This window comes from Devosia sp., from assembly GCF_040509215.1.
Lineage (GTDB): Bacteria > Pseudomonadota > Alphaproteobacteria > Rhizobiales > Devosiaceae > Devosia.
This window is the reverse complement of record NZ_JBEVLL010000124.1, coordinates 1-8041: the sequence shown is the minus strand read 5'-3', so window position 1 is coordinate 8041 and position 8041 is coordinate 1. Positions and strand designations below refer to the sequence as shown.

General features: G+C 63.0%; 7 protein-coding genes and 1 pseudogene. 6 read left to right on the top strand and 2 right to left on the bottom strand.

Features of this window, described 5'->3' with window-relative positions; genetic code table 11:
* Window positions 1-139: 139 nt before the first annotated feature.
* Window positions 140-1534, bottom strand: coding sequence for an L-serine ammonia-lyase (locus ABW043_RS06865; protein ID WP_353920473.1), 1395 nt, complete (start codon window positions 1532-1534; stop codon window positions 140-142).
* Window positions 1535-1647: 113 nt separating this feature from the next.
* Here ABW043_RS06865 and ABW043_RS06860 point away from each other — a divergent pair, with 113 nt between their 5' ends.
* The 6 genes from ABW043_RS06860 to ABW043_RS06835 all read left to right on the top strand — a co-directional run bounded on the left by ABW043_RS06860 (window position 1648) and on the right by ABW043_RS06835 (window position 7844).
* Window positions 1648-2250 carry an alpha/beta hydrolase gene (locus ABW043_RS06860; protein WP_353920472.1) on the top strand — a complete coding sequence of 201 codons (603 nt, stop codon included), beginning with the start codon at window positions 1648-1650 and terminating at the stop codon, window positions 2248-2250.
* A gap of 105 nt (window positions 2251-2355) precedes the next feature.
* Window positions 2356-4101: a sensor domain-containing diguanylate cyclase gene (locus tag ABW043_RS06855; protein WP_353920471.1), complete on the top strand. Its 1746-nt coding sequence runs from the start codon at window positions 2356-2358 to the stop codon at window positions 4099-4101.
* 80 nt (window positions 4102-4181) lie between these two features.
* A complete protein-coding gene (locus tag ABW043_RS06850; protein ID WP_353920470.1) occupies window positions 4182-5219 on the top strand; it encodes a DUF3298 domain-containing protein in 1038 nt (345 codons plus the stop codon).
* Between the two features lie 22 nt (window positions 5220-5241).
* Entirely contained in the window at window positions 5242-5631 is a 390-nt protein-coding gene (locus ABW043_RS06845) for a RidA family protein (RefSeq protein ID WP_353920474.1), read from the top strand.
* 120 nt (window positions 5632-5751) lie between these two features.
* The gene (locus tag ABW043_RS06840) at window positions 5752-6357 is read left to right on the top strand and encodes a TRAP transporter small permease subunit (RefSeq protein WP_353920469.1); all 606 of its coding nucleotides are present in this window, start codon (window positions 5752-5754) and stop codon (window positions 6355-6357) included.
* Window positions 6354-7844 (top strand): TRAP transporter large permease, encoded by a 1491-nt coding sequence (locus ABW043_RS06835; protein WP_353920468.1) that lies wholly within the window; start codon window positions 6354-6356, stop codon window positions 7842-7844. The genes ABW043_RS06840 and ABW043_RS06835 overlap by 4 nt, the downstream gene beginning before the upstream one ends.
* Before the next feature lie 77 nt (window positions 7845-7921).
* Here the strand turns inward: ABW043_RS06835 and ABW043_RS06830 are convergent.
* Window positions 7922-8041, bottom strand: a pseudogene (locus tag ABW043_RS06830) (IS481-like element ISRm20 family transposase); the annotation flags it as partial.

Here is an 8041-nt window from a genome sequence, read left to right as displayed (position 1 = left end):
CGCACGGAACCGCGATGATTCCCACGGTCTCGGTGTACGCGAGCTTCATGACCTTCTCGAACGAGGACACTTCACTTAACAACCGTGCAGCAAGTGCGGAGCCCTCGGGTCAAGCCCGAGGGTGACGACTTGGGTGGTTTCAGCAGGCCACCACATTGACAGCCAAACCGCCCTGGCTGGTTTCCTTGTATTTTTCGCTCATGTCATTGCCGGTCTGGCGCATGGTTTCGATGCAGGCGTCGAGTGGGACGGCGTGGATGCCGTCGCCCTTGAGGGCCAGCGAGGCAGCCGTGACGGCTTTTACCGCGCCGAAGGCGTTGCGCTCGATGCAGGGGATCTGGACGAGCCCGCCGACCGGGTCGCAGGTCATGCCAAGGTGATGTTCCAGCGCGATTTCGGCGGCGTTTTCGATCTGTTCGGGCGTGCCGCCCTGAATGGCGCAAAGGCCGGCCGCGGCCATGGACGAGGCGGAGCCGACTTCGCCCTGGCAGCCCATTTCGGCGCCGGAAATGGACGCGTTGTGCTTGAGTATGCCGCCGATGGCGGCGGCGGTGAGCAGGAAATCGTGTACGGCGGCGCGGCCCATGCCGGGGAGGAACTGGGTGGCATAGCGCAGCACTGATGGGATGACGCCGGCGGCGCCATTGGTGGGCGCGGTAACCACGCGACCGCCGGCGGCGTTCTCTTCGTTGACCGCCATGGCAAAGAGGCTGAGCCAGTCATTGCCGCTCAAGGGGTCGATCTCGTTGCGGCGCCATTTTTCGGCCAGGTGCTCATGGAGCGCCTTGGCGCGGCGGCGGACTTTGAGGCCACCGGGCAATTGCCCATCCTGAGTGAGGCCGCGATCGATGCAGCCGGACATGGCGGTCCAGACCTCGTCGAGGTCCCTGTCGAGTTTTTGGCGCGAGAGCCGGACTTCCTCATTGGCGCGCTTCATGGCGGCGATGGAAAGGCCGGAGCGCTTGGCCATATCGAGCATTTCGGCGGCGTTGGCGAAGGGCCAGGGCACGTCCTGCTTGATGGTGGGTGCCTCCTTGAGAGCGAGCAACTCGTCCTGGCTGACGACAAAGCCGCCGCCGATGGAGAAATAAACCCGGCGCAGCAGCAATTGACCATCGCCGTCCCAGGCGCAGAACTGCATGCCATTGGGATGGCCGGGCAGGGGTGTTCGCGTATCGAGCACGAGGTCGACGGCGGGGCGGAAGCGATAGGCCGGATGACCGGGCGGGTGGATGTGGCCGGTCTCGCGAATTTTTTCGATGATCGGCTCCATCTGGTCCGGATCGACATCGCGCGGGTTTTGGCCGGCGAGACCGAGGATGACCGCGCGGTCGCTGCCATGGCCGATGCCGGTATAGGCGAGGGAGCCATGAAGACTGGCGGTGATCGCTGCGGGCTGGGCCTGGCGGGCGCGCGGCCAGGTGCCGGCGCGCAACTCATCAAGGAAACGGCCGGCTGCGGACATCGGGCCCATGGTGTGGGAACTCGATGGTCCGATACCGATCTTGAAGACGTCAAAGACAGACAGGAACATGGCCTATCATACCCATTGTTCCAGAACCGGCAACAGAGCGTGGCGGGGATGGGCGATTGCGCTGGCGTGCTGCATCCCGATATCGGTGGGAGCAAGAGCCAAGGAGACGCGTTATGGCCCCATATCAATTCCGTTCTGCCGAAGGTGCGGCCGCCAACTCACCGCTGATCTTCCTGTTTCATGGGACGGGCGGGGACGAGAACCAGTTTTTTGATCTTGCTGGCGAACTGGTGCCGGGGGCGGCGCGGGTCTCGCCGCGCGGCGATATCAGCGAGCACGGCGCCCTGCGCTTTTTTCGTCGGACCGGGGAGGGCGTCTATGACATGGCCGACCTCGCGCTGCGCACCGCGGCGATGACGGATTTTGTGCGGGCCGAAGTGGCAAAGCGCCAGCCGTCAAAAGTGCTGGGCCTCGGCTATTCCAATGGCGCGAACATTCTGGCTTCGGTGCAATTCGGGGCGCCGGACCTGTTCGATGCCGCCGTGCTGATGCACCCGCTCATTCCTTTTACGCCGCCGAAGGCCGCTTTCGGTGGGCGGAAGGTGCTGGTTACGGCGGGGCAGTATGACCCCATAGCACCGGCCGGGGCGAGCCAGGCGCTGGTCGATTATTTCAAGGCCAATGGCGCGGGCGCAGAGATCGTCTGGCACAATGGTGGCCACGAAATCCGGCAGGAGGAACTCCTCGCGGCGCGGGCGTTTCTCACAGCCTCGTAAGCTGTTTTTTCCTGTCCTATTGGCCTATTAACGAAGTCTAGAGGCCCGCGCCCCGATAGTGGCGGGGGTGGGCCTCTGCCCTTCTGCCGCCATGGGTCGCCGCATATGTCGCTTCTTCGCCTCTTCACCGACAGTTTGCGCGCCCGCGTACTGCTGCTGGTGCTGCTCGGTTTTGCCAGCGTCGCCGTGCCGGCCTTTTTTGCATTTCAGTGGGTGGTCAATTCGACCGTCGTGCAACTGGGCACGCTGTTTGCCGAAAAGCAGGTGCTCTATGACCGGCATCGCGGGCTTGGCGCATTGGTGCGCGAAGTCTCGCTGGCCGAAGCGTTGGCGGGCAGCCAGGCGGTGCGTGACTGGGCGCAGGACGAAACCAATCCCGAACGCCGGGCGCGCGGCATTGCCGAGCTGGAACATTATCGGCGCTACTTTGCAGATGGATCCTATTTCTTCGTCGTCGCGGCTTCGGGCAATTACTATTTCAACGACAGCAGCAATGCCTATGCGGGCAATCAGTTTCGCTACCGGCTGCGCGAGGAAAACCCGGACGACGGGTGGTATTACTCGACGCTGGCGCTGGGCGACGGCTGCCATCTCAACGTCAACAACGATGCCAATCTGAAGGTCACAAAGGTCTGGATGAACTGCGTGATCCGCGAGGGGCGCGAGGTTCTCGGGCTCCTGGGGACGGGCATCGATCTCACGTCCTTCATCCAGGAAGTGGTGAATGTGCCGCAGCGCGGCGTCACTTCCATGTTTGTCGACCGCCAGGGTCTGATCCAGGCGCATCGCGACGAGACGCTGGTGAGCCTGGCCAATTTCGGCGACGGGCTCGACAGCAAGCGCTCGGTGTTTTCACTGGTGTCAGGGGCCGGAGACGACGCGACATTGCGGCGCCTCTTCGAAGATGTGACGGGGGGCGACATGCTCGCCGACTCCGCTTTCGTGACGGTCAACGGCAAAGAGACGCTGGTGGGGATCGGCTATCTCGACAAGCTCGGCTGGTACAATGTCACCTTCATGGACATTGATACCATCATCGATCGGCGCCTCTTCGTGCCCATCGGGATGTTGCTGGCCGCCATGATGGCGGTGGTTGCGGCGGTGCTGGTGTTGCTGTTCAGGAACCAGGTGCTGAACCGGCTGACGCAGCTCGAGCATGTCGTGCGCAAGGCGCGCTCCGGCGACTATGGTCCGGCCCTGAGCATGAGCGCGGGGCGGCAGGACGAGATCGGGCGATTGTCCTCGGCGCTGACGCAGATGGCGGCAAGCGTCGATGATCATACGCGGCTGCTGGAAGCGCGGGTGCGCGAGCGTACGCAGGAGCTGGAGAGCCTGGCTTTCCGCGACGGGCAATCGGGCATTCTCAATCGCCGCGGCTTTGCGGTGGCCCATGGCGACCTCGCGGCCAGCGGGGCGGGCTATGGCATCCTCCTCGTCGATGTCGACCATTTCAAGCAGATCAATGACAGCCACGGCCATGCGGCCGGCGACCTTGTCATCATCGCTGTGGCGAAGCGCATCCAGGAGACCATTGGCGTCGAAGGCGCTTGCGCGCGCTGGGGCGGCGACGAGTTCATCGTGCTCTTGCCCGAATGTGGACCCCAGGCCCTGCGCGCCCGTGCCCATGACATCATGCGCGCCGCGATCGGCGAGCCGATCGCTACCGCGCCCGGCCGCTCGATCGTTGTGTCGCTCAGCATCGGGGCGTGCCTGGCCGAACGTGGCGACAAGCTGGAAGTGGCGACCGACATGGCCGATGCCGCGCTCTATACCGCCAAGCAGGCGGGGCGTGGGCGGGTCGTGGTGTTTGACAAGGACATGCGGCCGGACCCGCGCCGGCACGTCGCCTGAGACTTGATCACTGCAGGTCTTGACGACGAAGTCTCGATTGGGCCAATCGAGGCAAGGCTGATTTTTCCGAAGGATGAGAAATGTTTCGCCACGTCTTCCTGCTCGTTTTTGTCCTCCTGACGGGCATTAGCCTGCCTGCCGCCGCAGCCAGCTTTGATTGCGCCAAGGCGGCGACGCCGTTCGAACATGCCATTTGCGACGATACGGCGCTGTCGATGGCCGATGACCGGCTGGCGGTAACCTATCAGACCGCCATCGGTGGACTGTCCGAGGCAGCGCTGACTGCGGTGCGCGGCGACCAGCGGACCTGGCTTGATTTCGCGCGGCGCGCCTGTGCGCCCGATGCCAAGCCGATGACCTCAGGCAGCTACAATGAAGACCGTACGCGTTGCCTGGTGAGCCTGTTCAACGGCCGCAGCACGGTGCTGGAAAGCAGCCGTATGGTCGGCGGCAAGCGGTTCTATCCGCGGGCACACTATGCCGCCCTGCCTGACCCCGATGCGGAAGATCCCGATTCCTATTGGGCGGTGGCAACCCATGAGCTGAGCTATGTGCAGCTCGATGCGACCGATGACTCCGCTACGGCTTTCAACGCCTATATCGAAGAACAGGCCCAGGCGCTGTCGGGTGGATTTGGCGAAGGCGATGGCACGGAGGACGTTGAGTCCGATGGCTCGAGCGACACGATCAATTCGGTGCGCGTGAAAGATGCCGACTACAACAGCGTCACGCTCGACGTGAATACCTACTGGTATGGTCATGGCGCGGCCCATGGCAATTGGACGGTGGACTATATGCACTACCGGCTCGACGAAAATCGGCCGCTAGTCGCGGAAGACATCTTTGCCGGCAAGCGCTGGAAGACGGCGCTGCTCGACCTGACCGTCGAGGCGCTCGAGGCCGAGCACGGCGAAGAGCTGATGCTGGACGACACCGATTTTCTTGCCAAGGTGGTGATCGATCCCGATCGTTGGGACCTGTCGGACCCCTATTCGCTGATCCTGCAGTTCCAGCCCTATGAAGTGTCCTACTATGCCTATGGCGCGCCGACGGCGCGTATCCCCTGGGGGAAGCTGCAGGACTATCTGTCGGAAGACGCGGACAACTATCGGTACTAAGGGAAGCGACGACATGAACGACTTGATCCACCACATGGTGTCCTCCGGTCCACGGCCCGTGGCGCCGTTCAGCCACGCGGTGGAAGCGGGCGGGTTCGTCTTCGTGACCGGGCAAATGCCGACCGACCCGGCAGCGCCCGATGCGCCGCTGGTCGAGGGTATCGAGGCGCAGACGAAGCGCGTGGTCGAAAACCTCAGGGTTGTGCTGGGCGGCATCGGATTGAGCCTTGCCGATGTGACCATGGCTCGAATCTATCTGACCCAGTTCGAGCGTGACTATGCGGCACTCAACGCGCTCTGGCCGAGTTTTTTCGAGCCGGGGAAACTCCCGGCTCGCACGACGGTGGGCGTGACGGCGCTCGCCGTGGGCGCGCTGGTAGAGATCGATCTGGTGGCGCGGCGGCCAGTCTAGGCGGCCAGCCGCCTCGGGTCGCCTGTTAGCAGGTGGCCCGCAAGTCATTTCGTGTCTTGCAAATTTTCCGCGAACTGCGATCAACTGTGACGATCATGCGAACGACGGGGAGGGTCGGGCGTGTCATTCGCCATACGTGTCACGAAGGTGATCGACGAGATCAGCCGCTGGGTGGGCCTCGTCGCGGTGTGGCTGGTGCTGTTCTCGGCGCTGGTCAGCGCCTTCAATGCCATATTCCGCTATTCGGTCAGCGCCATGATCTCGCTCGAGCGCAGCATGGGGGGCGGCGTTTTTGGCGGCATGGTCTGGCTCTACACTAACTATTCCAACGTGCTCTCCGAGAGCGTCTGGTACATGTTCGGCGGCATGGTGATGCTCGGCGGCGCCTGGACGTTGAAGATGAACGAGCATGTGCGGGTTGACCTGCTCTATGGCGCGGTGAGCGAGCGCACCCGCACCTGGATCGACCTTCTGGGCGGGCTGTTCTTCCTGATGCCGCTCTGCATCCTCCTCATCTATTTCACCTGGCCCTGGTTCGTGCAGGCGTGGGTGCAGAACATCACCTCCAATGCCGCGGGCGGGCTGCCGCGCTGGCCGGTGCGGCTGATGCTGCCGGTGGGCTTTGGCGTCTTGATGCTGCAGGGCATAGCCGAGATCATCAAATGTATCCTGGCGCTGACCACCAATTACGTCCGCGAATTCGCCTATGAGAAACCCGTCCAATGATCGATCTTATTCGCGAGAACATGGCGCCGATCCTGTTTGGCGGGCTGGTGCTGTTTCTGCTCATCGGCTATCCCGCGGCCTTTTCGCTGGCGGCGGTGGGGCTGTTCGGCGGCCTTGTTGCCATTGAGCTGGGGCTGATTGCCCCGAACTTTCTCGGCAATCTCACCTACCAACTCTATGGCGTGCTCTCCAACGAGCTGCTGCTAGCCATTCCGTTCTTCACCTTCATGGGTGTTATCCTGGAAAAGAGCGGGCTGGCGGAAGATCTGCTCGATGGGTTCGGACAGCTCTTTGGCGGCATTCGCGGCGGGCTTTCCTATGCGGTGATCATTGTGGGCGCGATCCTCGGGGCCATTACCGGCACGGTGGCGGCGTCGGTGATCGCCATGGGGCTGATCTCGCTGCCGGTGATGATGCGCTATGGCTATAATGTGCGGCACGCGACGGGCGTGATCGCGGCTTCGGGCACCATTACCCAGCTCATTCCGCCGTCGTTGGTGCTGATTGTGCTGGCAGACCAGCTGCAGAAATCGCCGGGGGAAATGTATATCGGGGCGACCGGCGCTTCGATCGTGCAGGTTCTCCTTTTCATGGGGTGGGTTTTCATCCTCTCCATCATCCGGCCCGAGCATGTGCCGGCGCTGCCGCCCGAAGCGCGGACACTGCGCGGCTGGCCACTCTGGGCCAAAATCATCCGCGGCACGGTGCCGTCCCTGGCACTGATTTTTATCGTTCTGGGCACGATCCTCCTCGGCCTTGTGACGCCGACGGAAGCGGGGGCCATGGGCGTCGTCGGCGCCATGCTGCTCGCGTGGATGAATGGGCGTCTGCGCTGGGAGGTGACCTGGGGCGGCATGGTCTCCACGATGCGGCTGACGGCCATGGTGGTTTTCATCCTCCTCGGCGCCCGTGTCTTTACGCTGGTGTTTCAGGGCGTTGGCGGCGGCCACTGGATCGAGGAGCTGCTGTCGAACCTGCCGGGCGGGGTCGTCGGGTTCCTGATCTTTGTCAATATCTTCGTCTTCATCCTGGCGTTCTTCCTCGATTTCTTCGAGATCGCCTTCATCGTCATTCCGCTGCTGGCGCCGGTGGCGGATTCGCTCGGGATCGACCTTGTGTGGTTCGGCGTGATGATCTGCGCCAATATGCAGACGAGCTTCATGCACCCGCCGTTTGGCTTTGCGCTCTTTTACCTGCGGGGCATCGTGTCGCGCGATAAGGTGAAGACATCGGATATTTATCTGGGCGCCATTCCCTGGCTGGTGTTGCAGCTCATCCTTGTGGGGCTGCTGATTGCCTTCCCGGAACTGGTGACCTTCTTCCTCGACAAGGGGCCGGAGGTGGACTTCAATTCGGTCGAGATCGTGCTGCCGCCGGTGGGCGGAGGCGAGGTGACGACGCCGAGTTTCACTGCACCGCCGCCACCAAGCTTTGGGGCGCCGCCTGCACCGACGTTCGAGACGCCGCCGGCGCCGAGTTTTAATTGAGGCAGGCGCGTAGTGGGCGCGGGGAGGCGAAGGCCCCCTCACCCGGCGCTATGCGCCGACCTCTCCCCGCAAGCTGTTCAGCCCGGAGACATGGTTGACACCTGTTCGGAGACATCACTGACACTTTTGTCTCCGGTCAAGTCGATTTCACCGATCTGCCGGCTGCCGAAGAAAATCCCGTAGTGGCCGTCGCGGTC

Coding starts and splice junctions, on each gene's coding strand:
- ABW043_RS06855 (WP_353920471.1), top strand. CDS start 2,356: ATGTCGCTTCTTCGCCTCTTCACCGACAGTTTGCGCGCCCGCGTACTG.
- ABW043_RS06835 (WP_353920468.1), top strand. CDS start 6,354: ATGATCGATCTTATTCGCGAGAACATGGCGCCGATCCTGTTTGGCGGG.
- ABW043_RS06850 (WP_353920470.1), top strand. CDS start 4,182: ATGTTTCGCCACGTCTTCCTGCTCGTTTTTGTCCTCCTGACGGGCATT.
- ABW043_RS06860 (WP_353920472.1), top strand. CDS start 1,648: ATGGCCCCATATCAATTCCGTTCTGCCGAAGGTGCGGCCGCCAACTCA.
- ABW043_RS06865 (WP_353920473.1), bottom strand. CDS start 1,534: ATGTTCCTGTCTGTCTTTGACGTCTTCAAGATCGGTATCGGACCATCG.